Source organism: Streptomyces katrae, assembly GCF_000966975.1.
Lineage (GTDB): Bacteria > Actinomycetota > Actinomycetes > Streptomycetales > Streptomycetaceae > Streptomyces > Streptomyces katrae.
This window is the reverse complement of sequence record NZ_JZWV01000213.1, coordinates 1-18,822: the sequence shown is the minus strand read 5'-3', so window position 1 is coordinate 18,822 and position 18,822 is coordinate 1. Positions and strand designations below refer to the sequence as shown.

Genomic DNA, 18,822 nt, shown 5'->3' with positions numbered 1-18,822 from the left:
TGGGGGAGCGGGTACACGTCCGGCGGGCCGGGGTCGCCGGGGGTGGGGAGCGCGACGCGGGGGCGGACTACGCCGTAGCCGATGTAGTCGTTCCGCTCGACGCCGTCGACGGGCTTGCCGGCGGTGTTGAGGAGGACGCGGAGGATCTGGTTGTTGGTCCAGGTGGGGTGGACGGACCAGAGGAGGGCGGCGGAGGCGGAGGTTAGGGCTGTGGCGTCGCTGGTGCCGCTGCTCTTACACAGCTCCGTTTTACCCGCGCACGCGGTGACGATGTCAACGCCAGGGGCTGACAGGTCGACTTGCGGGCCATGCTGGGACTGCTTTGCCGCACCGCCGTCAGGCCCCACTGACCCGACACCTACGACGCCAGGTGTGGCGCCGGGATATTCAACCCAATTGGTTGTGTTGCCATCGTTTCCCACCGCAGCAAAGATCAACTTCCCCTTCGAGAGCGCATATTTGACAGCCTCGGAACGCGCCAGGTCGTCTTTCGCTGAGCCTTCGACCCCCAAGGAGATGTTGATGATCTTGGCATTCGAATCTGCGGCATACCGAATAGCAGAGACCCAGGTCGGGGTGGACGGACTCAGATCCAGAGGCACCCGGATGGGGAGAATTTTCGCGCCAGGCGCCAACCCATACGCTCCGTCACCGCTCGGATGCTTTCCAGAGCCGGCGATCACCGCAGCAATGCCAGTTCCGTGCTTGTTGTAGTCGTTACGCTCGTCGCCCTCGTAGCCTGTTTGCCCCGCCGCGAAATCCTTGCCTGGGAGAACCTGACCTTCAAGTTCCGGAATCCGCCCGACACCGCCGTCGATAACAGCGACAGTGACACCTTCACCAGTGCTGATCTTCCAGATGTCGTCGGCTTTCATGGCGTCGAGATGCCACTGCTGCTCTCGGATGGTCTGCGCATGGGCCGGGGTCGCGGCGACCCCAGCCAGCAGCAGACCCACCAGGGCCGAGGTCGCCTTCCACATGCGCATCCCGTGCATCGTCCGTTCCGCTCAATCGATCACCGGCGGCACAACACGACGGTTGCCCTGCCAGGTCTCTTCGTCCTCGGCCAGGTAGTCGGGGCGGTCGCCCCCCTGGTCTGCGCGCCGTCGACTCGGAGCCTGGGAAGTGGCGCCGCCATGGCCCACCACGCCTGTACCCGACCCGCGCACAAGGCCCGAACCGCCCTGGGTGAACGGCTGGCCCCCAGCCGCGGCCTGACGGCCACCGACCACACCACCCGGCTCCATGGACAGTCGCCGACCAGCAGCACGACCGCCCGGGGTGCCGTGGGGGCCACCCAGGCCGCCACCCATCATGCCGGGCATTCCACGGCCGCCACCCGTATGCGGGCCTTCCGCACCGATGACCGTGCTGCGGGGGATGCCCGCGCTGGACCCACCGGTGGAGATCGGTCGGCCGCCCACGATGCCGGTATCGCGCGGCGACGGAACCGGAATGCCCCCAACCTTGCCGCCGATGCCAACGGGAGGCCGCGTTATGGGCACCGGCCCGCCGCCCAGCGACGACGGTCCACCGATTGATGGCAGAGGCAGAGGCAGTACGGGCCCGCTGGGAGGGTTCCCACCAGGCATGCCCGGACCGGGTCCGACAGGTAGACCAGAAGTAGGCGGGATGGTCTTGTCCGGAAGGGTGGCGACATGATCGAGATCCACGTCTACACCCCGGTCCGGCAGCACCGTCGGGGGATGCGTCGGTGCGGGCCCAGTCGCCGAGGGCAGGGAGTGGTCGCCGCTCTGCGGCAGACCGGTCACTACCCCATTCGACTGGTGGGAACCTCCCGTGCCAGCCCCAGACGTCCCATACCCCGGGCTTCCTGAGTAGCCCCCAGGACTCTGCCCTCCGCTTGCACGGTCGATATAGGTACTTCCTTCGGACTTGCTCGGCTCAAACACCCCCGGCGGCGGCGGGAACGTCGGGGCCTCCGCGCTGCTCAGCTGCGTCGCCGACCAGTCGTACGACTGGGCCAGCTTCGTCAGTTGCTGGACCGCCTGCTCGTGGTCGGCCGTGAGCTTCGCGTGGGCCGTCTGGCCGACCTGCTGGGCATCCGGGTCGTTGTGGTACTTGCGGGCCGCCTCAAGGTTGTCGGCGGCCCCCTTGTCGTACTTCGGGGTGTTGGCCTTGACCTCGATCATCGTCTGGGCTGCGTGCGTCATCCACTGGCTGCCCACGTCGCTGTACTTGCCCAGCGTCAGCGTGGCGTTGCCCGCGCGGCTCACCCAGTCCTGGAACTTGTCGGCCGCCTCGCCCTCCCAGCCCTTGACCTCGTGGCGCTTGAGGCTGTCACCGATCTCGTTGAGGGCGATCGCAGCGTCCGCCAGCTGCGTGGCACGTGCCTTGACCGTCTCCGGGTCGAGGGAGGCGATCATCGCCAGCAGTTGCTCGTGCGAGTAGCCCTCGAAGTTCGTCGTCGCCATCAGATCGTCCCCTTCGACGTGCTCGGAGTAGGAGTCGGAGTGGAGGGCGTCGAGCCCTGCTGCTTCTGCGCTTCCTTCTCCTGCTTCACCAGCGGGTCGCGGTCCGGGTCGTACTCCTCCTTCGAGCGCCTGATCAGGGCCCGCATCCGCGCCTGTGTGTCCTCGTCCACGCCCGCGTAGCCCTTGCCCGCCGTCTGGATGGCGATGCCGAGGGCCTCGATCTGGCCCGCCAGGCCCGCCGAGAGCTTCTGGAGCTCGCTGTGGACCTTGTCGTACGCCTTGAACAGGCTCTCCGCCTCCGCGAAGCCCGTGCCGAGGGAGCCGGCGGGGAGGGTGCCGTGGGCGAGTTTGCCGGCGTCCGCCTGTGAGCCGTCCAGCTTCTTCAGCAGGGCGTCGACGCGGTTCTTGGCGTCCGTGAGCGACTCGTACTCGACCTCGAGCGCCTTCGCCTGGCGCATCACCGCGTCCGCCAGGCCCCCGGCGAGACTGCCGCCGCCCAGCAGTCCCAGTGTGCTTTCCCCTGCCACGATGGCCTCCCCCACTTCCCGTCCCCGTCCGCACCCGTTCGCACGCGCGCGTCCCCCGTGTCACCCGCCACTCTAACGACCGGCACCGACGGCAAGGTGGGGCAGGCCGCTACGAGTTGGACACCGCCACCGCCGCGGATGGCCGGATCGGGATCCTGTTCACCGGTCGGCCCGTCGCCGCGCGCACCGCCGAGGCCACCGCCGCCGGGGTCGTCACCACCGGGACCGCGCTCGCCGCCTTCGCCCCGAAGGGGGCGACGACGTCCCGTTCCTCCACCAGCCGGACGATCCGCACCGCCGGGGCGTCCAGCGACGTCGGCAGGGGGTAGCCCGTCAGGTCGGGGTGGCGGACCAGGCCGGCGACCGAGCGGAGGTTTTCGGTCAGGGCCGCGCCGACGCCCTGGGTGACGCCCGCTTCGATACGGGCCTCCAGCTGGCGGGGGTTGAGGATGCGGCCCACGTCCTGCGCGACGGCCAGCTCCACCACCCGGACCGTGCCGAGCTCGATGTCCACGTCGACCACCGCGCGGATCGCGCAGAAGGCCAGGCCCACGAAGGCGTCGCCCTGGCCGTGGTCGTCCAGCGGCTCCGTCGGGTGCGGGCGGCACTGGGCCGTCGCCCAGAGCTCCTTGCCCTCTATGGCCTCCGCGACGGAGAGGGAGAAGGCCCCGTCGTACGACGTGATCCGGCCGTCCTGGATCTGGAGGAGTTCGGTGGACATGCCGAGCTGGTGGGCCATCGGCTGGAGGAGCTGGGTGCGGACCATTTTCGCGGCCCGTTCCACGGCCCCGCCCGAGACCCAGGTGTGCCGGCCGTGGGCGGAGGGGCCCGCGGGCGGCTGGTCGGTGTCGACGGGGGCCGTGGTCACCTCGTCGATGCCCAGGACCTCCTGGACGATCTGGCGGGCGAGGGTGGAGAAGCCCTGGCCGGTGTCGACGGCCGCGCAGATGACGGTGGCGGCGCCGCCCGCCACCTTCACGGTGGCGGTGGACACCTCGTCGGCACCCTCGGCACCGAGCATGTGGACCATGCCCACGCCGTAGCCGACCCCGCGCCGCACGGCGCCGGGCTCGCCCGCGCCCTCGGGGCCGCCGGGCAGCAGCCAGTCCTCCTCCGGGGTGTCCTTGGGGAGGGAGGGGAGGGGGAAGTCGCGGACCGAGCGCAGGAGTTCGGCGACCGGGGCCGGGCAGGTGACCGTCTGGCCGGTGGGCAGCAGGTCGCCGGTGGCGAGCGCGTTGCGCAGGCGCAGTTCGGCGCCGTCGATGCCGAGGGCGGCCGCGAGTTTGTCCATCTGGCCCTCGTAGGCCGCGCAGACCTGCATGGCGCCCTCGCCCCGGACGTGGCCGGAGGGCGGGTTGTTCGTGCGGACCGCCCAGCCTTCGACGAAGGCGTGCGGGACCACGTACGGGCCGCAGGCGAAGGCCACGGCCGCCGCGAGGGACTCCGCGGAGGCGTCGGCGTAGGCGCCGGCGTCCATCAGGATCTGCGCCTCGACCTTGACCAGCCGGCCCTCGGCGTCCGCGTGGTGGCGGTAGCGCAGCAGGGTCGGGTGGCGGTGGGCGTGGCCGAGGAAGGACTCCTCGCGGGTGGCGGCCAGCTTGACCGGGCAGCCGGTGCGCAGGGCGAGGAGGCCGAGCGGGAGCTGGAAGGCGGGGTCCTCGCGGTCGGCCGTGGCGCCGGGGACACCGGTGACGACGACGCGGACGCGGTCCGGGTCGAGGCCGAAGCAGGCGGCGGCGAGATCGCGGTCGGTGTGCGGGTCGGTCGAGGCGGTGTAGATCTCGACGCCGCCGTCGGGGCGCGGCACGGCGAGGCCGGCCTCGGCGCCGATGGGGGCCGGGTCCTGGCGGCCGATGCGGTAGAGGCCCTCGACGACCACCTCGCCGGTCGCGTCCGGGTCGCCGTAGCGCAGCGGGATGTGCCGGATCAGGTTGCCGTCCGGGTGGAGGGGGGCGGCGCCGAAGGACTGCTCGGGGTCGGTGACGGCGTCGAGGAGCTCGTACTCGACGGCGATGGCGGCGGCCGCGAGGCGGGCCGTGTCGGGGTGGTCGGCGGCGACGGCGGCGATGGGCTCGCCGTGGTGGCGCACGACGTCGTGGGCGAAGACCGGCCGGTCGGCGATGCGGCGGCCGTGGGTGGTGGCGCCGGGGACATCGGCGTGGGTGATGACGGCGCGCACGCCGGGCATCTCGGCGGCGGCCGTGGTGTCGATGGAGCGGATGCGGGCGTGGGCGTGCGGGGAACGCAGCACGGCGGCCCACAGCAGGCCCTCGGCCCACAGGTCGGCGGCGTAGGGGAAGGTGCCCTCGGCCTTGGCGCGGGTGTCCGCCGAGGGGACGGAGGCTCCGATGCCGCGCGCGGTGCGCTGCTGGTCGCCGTTGCCACCGTCGCCGTCGCCGTCGGCGCCGACGCCCACGTTGAGCGTCGCCATGGTCATGGTGGTGGTCGTGGTCGTCGCCGTGGCCGCGTCCTGCCCGCTCACGCCATGCCTCCGTTGTGGTGGATCCCGTCGAATCCGCTGCTGCTGGTGCCGTGGGGGCCCTGGGGGGTGCCGTGGCCTGGGCCATGGGGCCCGTGGGGGCCTTCGAAGCCGTGCGGGGCGGGGGCCGCCCCGCCGGTCGCGCCCGGGGTGCCCGGGATGCCGAGGGCGCCCGTCGTGTCGAGCGCGTCGAACGCGTCCTGTCTCTTATACACATGCCGGACGCGTCGAAGCCGTTGCCGCCGAGGGTGCCGTTCGGGCCGGGCGCGGCGGTGTCGAAGCCGGCCGCCACCTCGAAGCCGTTGCCGCCCAGGGTGCCGTTCGGGCCGGGCAGCGCCGGGTCGAAGCCGCCGGACGTGTCGAACGCGCCCGAGACGTCGAAGCCGTTGCCGCCGAAGGTCCCGTCGGGGCCCGGTGCAGGGGCGTCGAAGCCGTGCACGCCGCCTTCGCCGGGCTGTGCCTGGTGCGGGATGAGCGCCTCCGCCGGGGCTTCCGGGGCCATGCCCTCCGCCGCCTGAGCGGCGGTGGCCTCGCGCTCCGCGATGACCTCGCGGACCGCCTCGATGACGCCCTTGTAGCCGGAGCAGCGGCACAGGTTGCCGCAGAGCGCCTGCCGGGTCTCCAGGTCGCTGGGCGCGTGGTTGCCCTCCAGCAGGTCATGGATGGTCATGGCCATGCCGGGCACGCAGAACCCGCACTGCACCCCGCCCGACCTGCACAACGCCTGCTGCACGTCCGAGAGTTCCCCGCCCCGGGCGAGCCCCTCCACCGTGCGGACCTCGGAGCCGGCCGCCGTCGCCGCCGGGACCAGGCAGGAGGCGACGAGCCGCCCGTCGACCTGCACCGCGCACGCCCCGCACTCGCCCTGCGAGCAGCCGTCCTTGGCGCCGGCCAGGCCGAGCCGCTCGCGCAGCACGTAGAGCAGGGACTCGCCGATCCAGGCGCCGGTGACGGGCCGGTCGGCGCCGTTGACGCGCAGGACGTACGAAGCGGAAGGGTGCTCGTGATGGGCGACGGCGGGCTGCCGTTCTTCCTCGTACGCCGCCTCCCCGAGCGGGAACTCCCCGGTGTCGTGCCCGGCCGGTGCCGGCACGGCGCTGTCGGCGGTGTCCTCACCCGGCGCGGGCGCGGCCTCCGCTCCGGCGGGGGCGGCGGCCCCCTCCGCGAAGCCGTGCCCGTGCGCCCCGCCCGGTGCCGGGGCAGGGGCGGGCCCCTCCTCCGGCTCGGTGCCGGCGCCTTCGGCCTCCGCCTCCGCCGGCCGCGGCCGCTCGTCCCCGGCCGGGGGTTGCGCCGGGCCGTGGCCGTGGGAGGCCTCGATGTCCGGGGCGGCCTCCAGCACGGACTCGGGCTCCGGCCCGGCCTGGGGGTAGCCCTCGGGCAGCGGGGTCCCGACACCGGGACCGCCCAGCACCCTCGGCCCGCGTCCCGGCGCCCCGGCCCCGTGCGCCCCGGGGGCACCGCCGCCCGGCAGCACGCCGGAGCTCAGCGGCGTCTCGGCCGCGGCCGCCACGTCCTCCGCACCCGGCCCGGCCGGCACCTCGGGCGCCGCCCAGGGGGCGGGAGCACCGCCCGGCAGCGTCACGGGAGCCTGACCCCAGCCCGCGTCGGGCCCGCCGACCCGGAACTCCCCGGTCCCGCCGGACACCTCACCGCCGGCCCCGGCATCCGCACCAACCCCGGCACCAGCACCAGCCCCGCCGCCCGTCAGGTCGGCCGGCAGCGTCCAGTGCCCGGTCGCCGCGGGCTCCTCGTCCCGGTGCAGGGCGTCCGGGAACTGCCACTCGGCCGTCGCCCCCGGATCCGCCCCGGCGTGCGGGTCGGCGTAGTGCTGCGCGTGCTGCTGCTCCGCGTGCCCCACATGCCCCGCGTGCCCCGCGTGCTCTCCCTGCCCCGCAGGCTCGCCGTGCTCCCCGTGCTGCACATGCGCCACGTGCTGCGCCGTCCCGTGCGCGCCCGCGTGGGAAGCCAGGCGGAAGCCCGACTGCGGCTGGACCTGCGCTTCCGCCTGCCCCTGCGCGCCCTCGGGCCGCGCGCCGCCGTGGAACTCCGCGTGCGCCTCCGGCTCGGCCGCCTGGACGCCGGGATCGGGCCGCGGGCCGGAGCCGCCGCGGCCGTGTCGGCGGCCGGGCCCTGTGCGGGCGCACCGCCCGCGTCGGGCCACTGGGCCGGCATCGTCCAGGTCCCGGTGGCGCTGGGGTCCGTACTGCCGGACGAGCCCAGCGGCATGATCATCGGAGGCGGCACGAAGCCGTGCCCGGGCGCCGCGAGCGGCTCCCCCGTGTCGAGCGCGTCCAGCATGTCCTGCGGCAGCTGCACGAAGGCGGTGGCGTCGGAGTCGTAGTCGCCGCCGTGCGGCACCGGCTCCCAGCCCCAGCCGGCCCCCGCGGCCGCCCCCTCGGGGCCGCCGTTGCCCATGCTCCCCGCGTTCCCCGTGTCCCCGGTCGTTCCGCTCACGTTCTCGTTCTCACTCATGAGGTCAGCGCCCTCCCCAGGGCCCTGCGCGCCAGCACGGCGACGGTGCGCCGCAGATGCAGTACTCCGGCGGAGACCTGCTGCCCCTGGTCGGGCACGCACGCCGCCGCGACGTACTCTCCGAAGGCCTCCAGGGCCTCCGGGGCCAGACTGCGGTCCCCGTCCCAGTCGATCAGCGAGGCCACCCACTGCTCGGCCTCCAGCGGCCGCAGCGGCATCGGGGCCACCGCGCCGATCGCGCACCGCACGCCCCGCCGCGCGGGGTCCAGCACGAGCCCGACCGAGGCCACCGCGCGCCCCGGCCCCGTCCGGCCCGTGGCCTTCAGGAACACCTGGGGGGCGTGCAGCAGCGGCACCCGCACGAAACCGATCAGTTCGCCGGGCCGCAGCATGTCCCGGCCGGCGAGCAGGTGGGAGACGGGGATCTCGCGCTGCGAGCCGCCGGGGCCGACGATGACCAGCACCGCCTCCAGCGCGGCCAGCACGGGCAGCGCGTCACCGGTCGGCGCGGCCGTCGCGATGTTGCCGCCGAGGGTGCCGGCGTTGCGGATCTGCTGCCGGCGTTGCGGATCTGCGGCGGGCCGGCCGCGCGTGCGGCGGCGGCCAGCGCCGGGATCAGAGCGGCGAAATCCGGCCGCCCCATCCGGGCGTGCGTCAGGCCGGCGCCGAGCAGGGCGTGCCCGTCCTGGTACTGCCAGCCGCGGATCTCGCTGATCCGCCCGAGGCCCACCAGAGCGGCGGGCCGCAGCAGTCCGGCGTTGACGGCGGCCATGAGGTCGGTGCCGCCGGCCACCGGGACGGCCGCGGGCATGGCGGCGAGCGCCGCGACGGCCTCGTCGAGCGAGGCCGGCAGCATCACGGACTGCGCCGCCTGCCCCGGCGACGCGTACGGGGTGTGCGGCCCCTGAGCCGAATGCGGTGTGTGCGGTGCGTGCGTGGTCAACCCAGCTGCCCCTTCCCGATGTCCCGGTCCTGGCGCTCACGCCTGTCCGCCGTACGGTACGTGCTCACCGCCGGGACGTGGCAACTCTGGCACATCTTCGGGAGCGCCCGGCGCGAGGGTCTCCCGGGTACCACCGTCCCCGTCCGCCCGGAGCCCGGAGGCGGCCCGGCCGGGACACCTCCCGTGCGCCGGCCCTTCACGCCCCTTTCACCCGGTCCGACCCCCGGCCGCGCTCCCGGGACCCGCCCCGGACGGATCCCTCCGGACCGGCCGGATCCACCTTCGTACGACACCGACCCGAACGTCCGTTTTCCCCCGTATCGGCCTTGTTCGAGCGACAGTTCCATAGGTTCCCGAAGAGTTCCGCTTCCGGTCGCGGGGAGCGCCCCCCGTCCGCACGGGCGCCCGCTCCCCCGGGTCACACGATCGGGGGCGCGCCCTCGCGCGGACGCCCCCGCACCCCCGGCCGCCGCTGCCACGGCAGCGGTCCGCCAGGTGGCCGGTAAGCGACCCCGAGGGCGTCCAGACGCGCCAGGTGCGCCGGCACCCGCGCCTCGAAGCCGGCCCAGTCACGGGATTCCGGTTCCGGCATCCACGACCACACCGCCTCCGCGAAGGCGGCCAGCCGCGGGAACACCTGGTAGTCGACCCGCCCCTGGTGCTCCATCACCTCGGTCCACACGTTGGCCTGCGCACCCAGCACGTGCGCGGCGGCCTCCGGCGACAGCTTCGGCGGCACCGGCTCGAACCGGTAGACGTCCTCCAGGGAGCGGACGTACCCGATGGGCATCGGCTCGTCGGGGCCGTCCGCCTGACGGTGGTCCAGGTACACCTGCTGCTCAGGGCACATCACCACGTCGTGCCCGGCCTCGGCGGCGGCGATCCCGCCCACGTAGCCGCGCCAGGAGGAGACGGCCGCGCCGTCCGCGAGGCCGCCCTCCAGGATCTCGTCCCAGCCGATGAGCCGGCGGCCCCGTTCGGCGAGCCACCGGTCGAAGTGCCGGATGAACCAGGACTGGAGGCCGTCCTCCCCGTCCACGCCCAGCTCCCGGATGCGCGACTGTGCCGTCGCCGAGGCCCGCCACTGGTCCTTGGGGCACTCGTCGCCGCCGACGTGCACGAACGGCGAGACCTCGGGCGGGAACAGCTCCAGCAGCTCCTCGAAGACCCCTTCGTAGAAGCGCAGGACCTCCTCGGTCGGCGCGAGCACGTTCTCGCTGACGCCCCAGTCCTCCCACACCCGCAGCGCCGCCGTGTCCACCACGTCGGCGTTGCCCAGCCAGGGGTAGGCGGCGATCGCCGCCTGGGAGTGCCCGGGGATGTCGACCTCGGGGACGATCCGGACGTGCCGCTCGGCCGCGTAGGCGACGATCTCGCGGATGTCGTCGTGGGTGTAGAAGCCGCCGTGCGGGGTCTCGTTCCACAGCGGGGACGCCCGGTGCCCCCACCGGCTGCGGGGCCGCCAGGAGCCGGTCTCCGTGAGCTCGGGATGCCGCTCGATCTCGATGCGCCAGCCCTGGTCGTCCGTCAGGTGCAGGTGCAGCACGTTGAGCTTGTGCGCGGCGAGCAGGTCGATGTACCGCAGTACGCCGTCCTTGGGCATGAAGTGCCGGGCCACGTCCAGCATCAGCCCGCGCCAGCCGAAGCGGGGCCGGTCGGCGATGCGGGCGTACGGCAGGTCCCAGGCCCGCCCGGGCCGCAGCGGGGCCCGCCGGAAGGCGTCGGCGCCCAGGAGCTGACGCAGCGTCTGGGCGGCCCAGAACAGCCCGGCCGCGTCCCCGCCGGTCAGCTCGACCCCGTCGGCGCCGACCTCCAGCCGGTACGCCTCGGGCCCCGTCCCCGCGGGGTCCAGCCGCAGCCGCAGATCGCCCGGCGCCCCCGCCGGCAGCGCCCACCCGGTGGCGCCCCCGACCTCCCGCCGCAGCCAGCGCGCGACCCCCTCGCAGCCCGGCCCGGCGTCGAGCACCGGCTCGGGCCCGAACACGTAACGGCGGCCCTCCTCGTCGGGAACGGCCACCCGGGGTACGGGGATCAGGTCCATGCGTCAGCCCCTCACAGCACGCACTCGCGCGGCGCGCGCTCACGCAGCACAGCACTCGTGCGGGCACAGCACTCGTGCGGCACAGCGCTCGTGCCGCCGACCCTAACCCCGCCACCGGGCCCGGCAAAGGCTCCGGGAGCGAAAGGTCCGGACAAATGAGAAGGCCCCCGGGGGGCGCACCTGCGTGCACGCCCGGGGGCCTTCCCGGCGGAGCCGGACCCGCTACTTGTCCTTGCCGCCCTTGTCCTTGTCGCCGCCGGCGCCCATGGAGTCGTAGATCTCCTTGCACATGGGGCAGACGGGGTACTTCTTCGGGTCGCGGCCCGGCACCCAGACCTTGCCGCAGAGCGCGACGACGGGGGTGCCGTCGAGGGCGCTCGCCATGATCTTGTCCTTCTGGACGTAGTGGGCGAAGCGCTCGTGGTCGCCGTCGCCGTGGGACACCACGGGCGTCGGCTCTACGAGGGTCCCCGTACCAGTCCCGCGATCGGGCTCGAGAGTGCTCATAAAAACCAGGGTACTGAACGCCGCCCGGGTCAGTTCAGCGACGGGTCGTCCAGATAGGTGGCGACCATCGCGAGCTCGCTGCGCTGGCGGCGCAGCACCGCCCGCCACAGCCGTTCGGGGTCGGGGAAGGAGACGTCGCCGGGCTCGGAGTCCACGACGTACCAGGCGCCGTCGCCCAGCTCGTCCTCCAGCTGGCCCGGCCCCCAGCCGGAGTAACCGGCGAAGATGCGCAGGCCCCCGAGGGCGGCGGCGAGCAGTTCCGGCGGGGCCTCCAGGTCGACGAGGCCGATGGCCCCGTGCACCCGGCGCCAGCCGAGCGGGCCCTCCTCGCCCGGTATCACCGCGACTCCGAGGGCGGAGTCGAGGGCGACGGGGCCGCCCTGGAACACCACGCCCGGATCACCGGCCAGCGGGGCCCACGGCAGCAGGATGTCGCGGACGTCCACGGGGGTGGGCCGGTTGAGGACCACGCCGAGGGAGCCCTGCTCGTCGTGGTCGAGCAGCAGCACCACCGCGCGGTCGAAGTTCGGATCCGCGAGGGCGGGGGTGGCCACGAGCAGCCGCCCTGTGAGGGAGGACACCTCGGTCATGGGCACATGATCTCGCACATTCGCCCTCCGGGGGGAGCGGGCGGCGGGATTCGATCACGCGCAGCTCAGGGCGCACGGCTGCAGACGGGAGCGCGCGCCGCCATTCACGCCGGAACGGCACACTCCGCTACCTGGCGGACACCGTACGTGGTGAACCGAATTCATGACAGTCCTACGGCCCCGTCACCCATACAAACAAGGGGGTGGTGGCCCTTACCCTTACGTCTGGTCCCCTGCCCATCCACTCCGGAACGCGAGATCCATGACCGGCAACGATGTCCTGCTTGTCCACGGCGGAACCCCGCTCGAGGGCGAGATCCGTGTCCGCGGTGCGAAGAACCTCGTGCCGAAGGCCATGGTGGCCGCCCTGCTCGGCAGTGAACCGAGCCGGCTGCGCAATGTTCCCGACATCCGTGACGTGCGGGTCGTGCGCGGTCTCCTCCAGCTGCACGGTGTGACCGTGCGCCCCGGCGAGGAGCCGGGCGAGCTGGTCCTCGACCCCACGTACGTCGAGAGCGCGAACGTCGCCGACATCGACGCGCACGCGGGTTCCTCCCGCATCCCGATCCTGTTCTGCGGCCCGCTGCTGCACCGCCTCGGCCACGCCTTCATCCCGGGCCTGGGCGGCTGCGACATCGGCGGCCGGCCGATCGACTTCCACTTCGACGTGCTCCGCCAGTTCGGCGCGACCATCGAGAAGCGCGAGGGCGGCCAGTACCTGGAGGCCCCGCAGCGCCTGCGCGGCTGCAAGATCCGCCTGCCCTACCCGTCGGTCGGCTCGACCGAGCAGGTGCTGCTGACGGCCGTCCTGGCCGAGGGCGTCACCGAGCTCAGCAACGCCGCCGTCGAGCCCGAGATCGAGGACCTCATCTGCGTGCTGCAGAAGATGGGCGCGATCATCTCGATGGACACCGACCGGACCATCCGGATCACCGGTGTGGACCGCCTGAGCGGCTACAACCACAAGGCGCTCCCGGACCGCCTGGAGGCGGCGTCCTGGGCCTCCGCGGCCCTGGCGACCGGCGGCAACATCTACGTCCGCGGGGCGCAGCAGCGCTCGATGATGACCTTCCTGAACACCTTCCGGAAGGTCGGCGGCGCCTTCGAGATCGACGACGAGGGCATCCGCTTCTGGCACCCGGGCGGCCCGCTCAACGCCATCGCGCTGGAGACGGACGTGCACCCCGGCTTCCAGACCGACTGGCAGCAGCCGCTGGTCGTGGCCCTGACGCAGGCCTCGGGCCTGTCGATCGTCCACGAGACGGTCTACGAGTCCCGGCTCGGCTTCACCTCGGCGCTGAACCAGATGGGTGCCCACATCCAGCTGTACCGCGAGTGCCTGGGCGGCAGCGCCTGCCGCTTCGGCCAGCGCAACTTCCTGCACTCGGCGGTCGTGTCCGGCCCCACCAAGCTGCAGGGCGCCGACCTGGTCATCCCCGACCTGCGCGGCGGGTTCTCGTACCTGATCGCGGCGCTGGCGGCCGAGGGCACCTCGCGCGTCCACGGCATCGACCTGATCAACCGCGGCTACGAGAACTTCATGGAGAAGCTCGTCGAGCTCGGCGCGAAGGTCGAGCTCCCCAACGGCGACCTGGTCTGACGACCGCCGTCCGACGACCGTTGCCTGGCAACCGCCGTCTGACAACCGTCGCCTGACGGCCGTCCCGCCGAACCGGGACGGCCGTCCTCCGGATCTTCCCCTCCCGGGGCCCGCAAGGGGCCTGGGAGGGCCTGGAAGGCCCGGGAAAGGCCTGAGGGCGGCCACCCCACCGGGGTGGCCGCCCTCGGCCGTTCTACGTACTACTGCCGTCCCGAGGGCCTGTGCGGCCCTCGGCACAAGGGCGTACTACTTGCCCTTGGCGGCTTCCTTGAGCTTGGAGCCCGCGGAGACCTTCACGCTGTAGCCGGCCGGGATCTGGATGGGGTCGCCGGTCTGCGGGTTGCGCGCGGTGCGAGCGGCACGGTGGGTGCGCTCGAAGGTCAGGAAGCCGGGGATGGTGACCTTCTCGTCGCCCTTGGCGACGATCTCGCCGACGGTCTCGGCGAGCGCGGCCAGAACGGCGTCGGCGTCCTTGCGGGTCACCTCGGCGCGCTCGGACAGAGCGGCCACCAGCTCACTGCGGTTCATGTTGTACTCCCGTGTTCAACTTGCCTTAGAGGCGTGAGATCGAAGCCGATGCTGCCAGGGCCCTAGGACAGTCCCCGGACCCGGGTCTGAACGTCAGACCCTCTCGCCCGGTTACGCATCCTGCCCCCACCAGCGGCGGGAAAGCCAATCCGGCACCCGCCAGGGTCACACGAAAAGCGCCACAGTCACGCCGCAGTGACGCTCCGTCACACCCGAGGCTCCGACGCTGATGCGGACCGCGCGCTGCGCGGGCATCCCCGCAACCCTAGAGGTGCCCCGCCGGGCCCGCATCCCGCGACGCGCCGGGATCAGGCCGTGGGCCCCGTCACAGCGGCCTTCTCGGCACCGGCCTGCGCGGCCTTGCGGACGGCGCCGGCGACGGCGCCCGCGACCTTGTCGTTGAAGACGGACGGGATGATGTAGTTCGCGTTCAGCTCGTCCCGGCCGACGACGTCGGCGAGGGCGGTGGCGGCGGCCAGCATCATGTCGGTGTTCACGGTCCGGGACTGGGCGTCCAGGAGGCCGCGGAAGACGCCCGGGAAGACCAGCACGTTGTTGATCTGGTTGGGGAAGTCGGAGCGGCCGGTGGCCACGACGGCGGCGGTCTGGCGCGCGACGGCCGGGTCCACCTCCGGGTCCGGGTTCGCGAGCGCGAACACGATGGCGCCCTCGGCCATGGCGGCGACGTCCTCGCCGGAGAGCACGTTGGGGGCGGAGACGCCGATGAAGACGTCGGCGCCGACCACGGCCTCCTTGAGGGTGCCGGTGTAGCCCTCGGGGTTGGTGTTGTCGGCGATCCAGCGCAGCGGGGAGTCCGGGGCGGCGTCGACCAGGTCGGGGCGGCCGGCGTGCACGACGCCGTGGATGTCGGCGCTGACGGCGTTCTTCACGCCGGCGGCGAGGAGCAGCTTGAGGATGGCCGTACCGGCGGCGCCGGCGCCCGACATGACGACCTTGACGTCCTCAACTGCCTTGCCCACGACGCGCAGTGCGTTGGTGAGGGCGGCGAGGACGACGATGGCGGTGCCGTGCTGGTCGTCGTGGAAGACGGGGATGTCGAGGGCCTCGCGCAGCCGGGCCTCGATCTCGAAGCAGCGGGGGGCGGAGATGTCCTCGAGGTTGATGCCGGCGAAGCCGGGGGCGATGGCCTTGACGATGGCCACGATCTCGTCGGAGTCCTGGGTGTCGAGGCAGATCGGCCAGGCGTCGATGCCCGCGAAGCGCTTGAAGAGGGCCGCCTTGCCCTCCATGACGGGCAGTGCGGCCATCGGGCCGATGTTGCCCAGGCCCAGGACGGCGGAGCCGTCGGTCACGACTGCGACGGAGTTGCGCTTGATGGTCAGGCGGCGCGCGTCCTCGGGGTTCTCGGCGATGGCCGTGCACACGCGGGCGACGCCCGGGGTGTAGATCATCGAGAGGTCGTCACGGTTGCGGATGGGGTGCTTGGACGACATCTCGATCTTGCCGCCGAGGTGCATCAGGAAGGTTCGGTCGGAGACCTTCCCGAGGCTGACGCCCTCGATGCCGCGCAGCTTCTCGACGATCTCGTCGGCGTGGGCCGTGGAGGTGGCGGCGATGGTGACGTCGATACGGAGCTTCTCGTGCCCGGAGGCGGTCACGTCGAGGCCGGTGACCGAGCCTCCGGAAGACTCCACGGCGGTGGTGAGCTGGGAGACCGCGGTTCCGCTCGCGGGCACTTCCAGTCGGACCGTCATCGAATACGAGACGCTGGGCGCCGTTGCCATGGCCGTGTTCCTCTTCTGTCCCTGGTTCTTCTGTACGCACAGGGTCCCGCACGGGCGGGACCTGTTGTCCGATCGTCCCACCTACCAGCCGGTACGAGGTAACCAGCTACAAATTTCGGAAGAACTCTTCCACCATACGAGAGAACCTGGGGGGTTGGAATGGTGTGTACACACAAAATGGCGAGTACACGCAAAAAAACAGGTCCGCGCCCTCCACGGATGGAGGGCGCGGACCTAAGAGACAGGATGGAGGGCGCGGACCTGCTGTTCCGGCTAAGACACCGACCCGCCATGCTCGCCTCGCGGCAAGTGGTCGCTCTAAGCGACGAAGGTTGGGCCCGGGGGCTTGGATCGAGCCGGTGTCTCAACCAGGCTAACAAAGGATCGCCGGAAGCGGTCCCCCCTCCCGCGAGTTGGACACCGCCGTCACGCGCCTGGCCGCGAGCCGAACGGCCGCACGCCCCGGTCAGGGCCGCAGCAGCTCCGGCACCCCGGCCGCGTCCGGCCGGTCGGCCTCCGCCGACACCACCGTCAGCTGCTGCGTCGCGCGCGTCAGCGCCACGTACAGCACCCGCAGGCCCGCCGGAGACTCCTCCGCGATCTCCACCGGGGAGACCACCACCGTGGCGTCGTACTCCAGGCCCTTGGCCTCCAGGCTGCCCAGCGCCACCGCCCGCTCGCCCAGGTCGGCGAGCCAGCCCGCCGCCTCCGCGCGCCGGTCCATGGCCACGACCACGCCGACCGTGCCGTCCACCTGCTCCAGCAGCCGCCGCGTCTCCTCCCGCACCGCCGCCCCGAGGTCCTCCCCGGCCGTGGTGAAGCGGGGCTCCAGGCCCGTCGAACGCACCGCCGTCGGCGGCTCCATCCCCGGCATCGCCAGCTCCAGCACCCGCGAGGCCACCTCGGCGACCTCGGCCGGGTTGCGGTAGTTCACCGTCAGCGTGAACCGCCGGCGCGGCCGGGAACCCAGCGCCTCGTCCCGTGCCGCGGCCGCCTCGTCCGGGTCCGTCCACGAGGACTGCGCCGGGTCGCCGACCACCGTCCAGGTGCCCGTACGGCCCCGCCGGCCCACCATCCGCCACTGCATCGGCGTCAGGTCCTGCGCCTCGTCCACGATCACGTGCGCGTACTCGGTCCGCTCCGCCGCGATCCGCTCCGCCCGCTCCCAGGTGGTCTCCTCCCGGGTCGGCATCAGCTCCTCCAGCCCGCTGAGCTGGTCCAACGGGTCCATCTCCCGCTTGCGCTTCGGCCGCGCGGGCGCACCGAGGAGCTGGTTCAGCTCGTCCAGCAGCGCCACGTCGTGCACCGAGAGGGGGCCGGAGCCGTCCGGGCCGACCCGGCGCAGCGAACGCGCCAGCTGGCGGGTCTCGCGCGGGTTCAGGTCCCGGCGCGACCAGCGGCCCAGCCGCCGCTCGTCGGCCATCGCGGCCAGCACCCGGCGCGGGGTGAGCTCCGGCCACCAGGCGTTCAGGAAGCCGAGGAAGTCGTCCTCGGTGGAGATGTCCTCGTCGAAGGCGCTGCGCAGCTCTGCCGCCAGCTCCGGGTCGCTGTGCCGGCCGTTCGCGCCGGTCTTCGCGTACAGGGCGTCGAGGAGCAGCTTGCGGGCGCGCGGGCGCAGCAGGTTCACGGGCGCGGTCCCGCCGAGCACGTTCTGCCGGATCCGGTTCAGCTCCGGCGCCTCCAGCTCGACGCGGCGGCCGAAGGCCACCACGCGCAGCCGCTCCGGGGCGTCACCCAGCTCCAGGGCGCCGCGCACCGCCTTGCGGAGCACCTTCAGCATGCGGGAGGAGCCCTTGATCCGGGCCACGGCGGGGTCGTCGTACGTGGTCGCCTCGGCGCCGTCGACGAGGGAGCCGAGCGCCCGGATGGCGACCTGCCCCTCCTCGCCGAGCGAGGGCAGCACGCCCTCGGTGTAGGCGACGAGCAGCGGGGTCGGCGAGACGATCAGGATGCCGCCCGAGTAGCGGCGGCGGTCCTGGTACAGGAGGTAGGCGGCCCGGTGCAGGGCGACGGCCGTCTTGCCGGTGCCCGGCCCGCCCGCGACCTCCGCGACGGAGGCGGCGGGGGCGCGGATGACCAGGTCCTGCTCGGCCTGGATGGACGAGACGATGTCCCGCATCGTGTGCGTACGGGCCCGCCCGAGGGCGGCCATCAGCGCGCCGTCGCCGATGGCCGGAAGCTCCCGGCCGTCGAGGCTGGCGGTGATCTCCGGACGCATCAGGTCGTCCTCGACCCCGAGCACCTTGCGGCCCTTGGAGCGGATCACCCGGCGGCGGATGACCCGGCCGGGGTCCTTGGGGGTCGACCGGTAGAACGGCGCGGCCGCGGGGGCGCGCCAGTCGATGACGAGCGGCGCGTAATCGGTGTCGAGCACGCCGATGCGGCCGATGTGCAGGGTCTCGGCGATGTCGGCGGTGAGGTCCGGCCGGATCGCGTCGTCGGCGGGCTCGACGGAGGTGTAGGCGCCGTCGGGGCCCCGCTCCCCGTCCTTCCCGAGGACGAGGTCGATCCGCCCGAAGAGGAAGTCCTCGAACTCGTTGTTCAGGCGGTTGAGGTGGATCCCGGCGCGGAAGACCTGCGCGTCCCGCTCGGCGAGCGCGCCGGGCGTACCGACCTGGCCGCGCTTGGCGGCGTCGTTCATGAGGAACTCGGCCTCGTGGATCTTCTCCTCAAGGCGTCGGTACACCTGATCGAGATGCGTCTGCTCGACCGCGATCTCCCGATCGCGGACGGAATCCGCCGTGCTGTCGACAGCGGCATTCTGCGCGGCCACCAAGGCCCCCTTCTGACGTGCGTGGGCGACCGTCAACCGTACGCGAATCAGCCCCCACTCCGCACGCCCGGTCCGCGCGGCGGCCGGGGGGGCCTGTCGTTTCGTACGAGGACACGGGCGAACGGGGCCTCCTGCCCGGTGCGGGGGGCGCCGGGGGGGCCGGAGAGGGGCCGGTGTGGTGC

Annotated in this window: 13 protein-coding genes and 2 pseudogenes; 2 read left to right on the top strand and 13 right to left on the bottom strand. The window is 73.0% G+C overall.

The features are described from left to right. From mycP to VR44_RS09870, 7 genes and pseudogenes are all read right to left on the bottom strand, one after another. Positions 1-995 (bottom strand): type VII secretion-associated serine protease mycosin (gene mycP, locus VR44_RS09905; RefSeq protein WP_045947044.1); only part of this gene is annotated, 995 nt, incomplete at its 3' end. A 12-nt stretch (positions 996-1,007) separates the two neighbouring features. After that, positions 1,008-2,435 carry a WXG100 family type VII secretion target gene (locus VR44_RS09900; protein WP_045947043.1) on the bottom strand — a complete coding sequence of 476 codons (1,428 nt, stop codon included), beginning with the start codon at positions 2,433-2,435 and terminating at the stop codon, positions 1,008-1,010. After that, positions 2,435-2,962, bottom strand: coding sequence for a DUF2563 family protein (locus VR44_RS09895; protein ID WP_245691660.1), 528 nt, complete (start codon positions 2,960-2,962; stop codon positions 2,435-2,437). The genes VR44_RS09900 and VR44_RS09895 overlap by 1 nt, the downstream gene beginning before the upstream one ends. A gap of 109 nt (positions 2,963-3,071) precedes the next feature. Then, positions 3,072-5,444: a xanthine dehydrogenase family protein molybdopterin-binding subunit gene (locus tag VR44_RS09890; RefSeq protein ID WP_169790994.1), complete on the bottom strand. Its 2,373-nt coding sequence runs from the start codon at positions 5,442-5,444 to the stop codon at positions 3,072-3,074. Then, complete coding sequence (locus VR44_RS41055; protein WP_052713530.1) at positions 5,441-5,656, bottom strand: hypothetical protein; 216 nt, start codon at positions 5,654-5,656, stop codon at positions 5,441-5,443. Before VR44_RS41055 ends, VR44_RS09890 begins: the two co-directional genes overlap by 4 nt. Positions 5,657-5,874: 218 nt before the next feature. After that, positions 5,875-6,672: pseudogene (locus VR44_RS47000) on the bottom strand ((2Fe-2S)-binding protein); the annotation flags it as partial. A 1,237-nt stretch (positions 6,673-7,909) separates the two neighbouring features. Further along, positions 7,910-8,724 (bottom strand): annotated as a pseudogene (locus VR44_RS09870) (FAD binding domain-containing protein). Here VR44_RS09870 and VR44_RS49080 point away from each other — a divergent pair. Then, on the top strand, positions 8,684-8,821 hold the full coding sequence (locus VR44_RS49080; protein WP_245691661.1) for a hypothetical protein: 138 nt from the start codon (positions 8,684-8,686) through the stop codon (positions 8,819-8,821). The pseudogene VR44_RS09870 and the gene VR44_RS49080 overlap by 41 nt on opposite strands. Before the next feature lie 453 nt (positions 8,822-9,274). On the opposite strand, the gene VR44_RS09865 is transcribed toward VR44_RS49080, so the two are convergent. From VR44_RS09865 to VR44_RS09855, 3 genes are all read right to left on the bottom strand, one after another. Beyond that, the gene (locus tag VR44_RS09865) at positions 9,275-10,897 is read right to left on the bottom strand and encodes a beta-N-acetylhexosaminidase (protein ID WP_045947039.1); all 1,623 of its coding nucleotides are present in this window, start codon (positions 10,895-10,897) and stop codon (positions 9,275-9,277) included. Positions 10,898-11,119: 222 nt separating this feature from the next. After that, on the bottom strand, positions 11,120-11,404 hold the full coding sequence (locus VR44_RS09860) for a DUF3039 domain-containing protein (RefSeq protein WP_045947038.1): 285 nt from the start codon (positions 11,402-11,404) through the stop codon (positions 11,120-11,122). Between the two features lie 29 nt (positions 11,405-11,433). Beyond that, positions 11,434-11,994, bottom strand: coding sequence for a YqgE/AlgH family protein (locus VR44_RS09855; protein WP_045947037.1), 561 nt, complete (start codon positions 11,992-11,994; stop codon positions 11,434-11,436). A gap of 262 nt (positions 11,995-12,256) precedes the next feature. On the opposite strand from VR44_RS09855, the gene murA reads away from it, so the two are divergent. Beyond that, entirely contained in the window at positions 12,257-13,594 is a 1,338-nt protein-coding gene (gene murA, locus VR44_RS09850) for a UDP-N-acetylglucosamine 1-carboxyvinyltransferase (RefSeq protein WP_045947036.1), read from the top strand. Between the two features lie 246 nt (positions 13,595-13,840). Here the strand turns inward: murA and VR44_RS09845 are convergent, their stop codons facing one another. From VR44_RS09845 to VR44_RS09835, 3 genes are all read right to left on the bottom strand, one after another. Continuing rightward, positions 13,841-14,122: an HU family DNA-binding protein gene (locus VR44_RS09845; RefSeq protein ID WP_007264399.1), complete on the bottom strand. Its 282-nt coding sequence runs from the start codon at positions 14,120-14,122 to the stop codon at positions 13,841-13,843. Positions 14,123-14,430: 308 nt separating this feature from the next. Continuing rightward, positions 14,431-15,867 (bottom strand): NAD-dependent malic enzyme, encoded by a 1,437-nt coding sequence (locus VR44_RS09840; protein WP_042817021.1) that lies wholly within the window; start codon positions 15,865-15,867, stop codon positions 14,431-14,433. A 466-nt stretch (positions 15,868-16,333) separates the two neighbouring features. Then, entirely contained in the window at positions 16,334-18,640 is a 2,307-nt protein-coding gene (locus VR44_RS09835) for a HelD family protein (RefSeq protein WP_045947045.1), read from the bottom strand. Positions 18,641-18,822 lie beyond the last annotated feature (182 nt).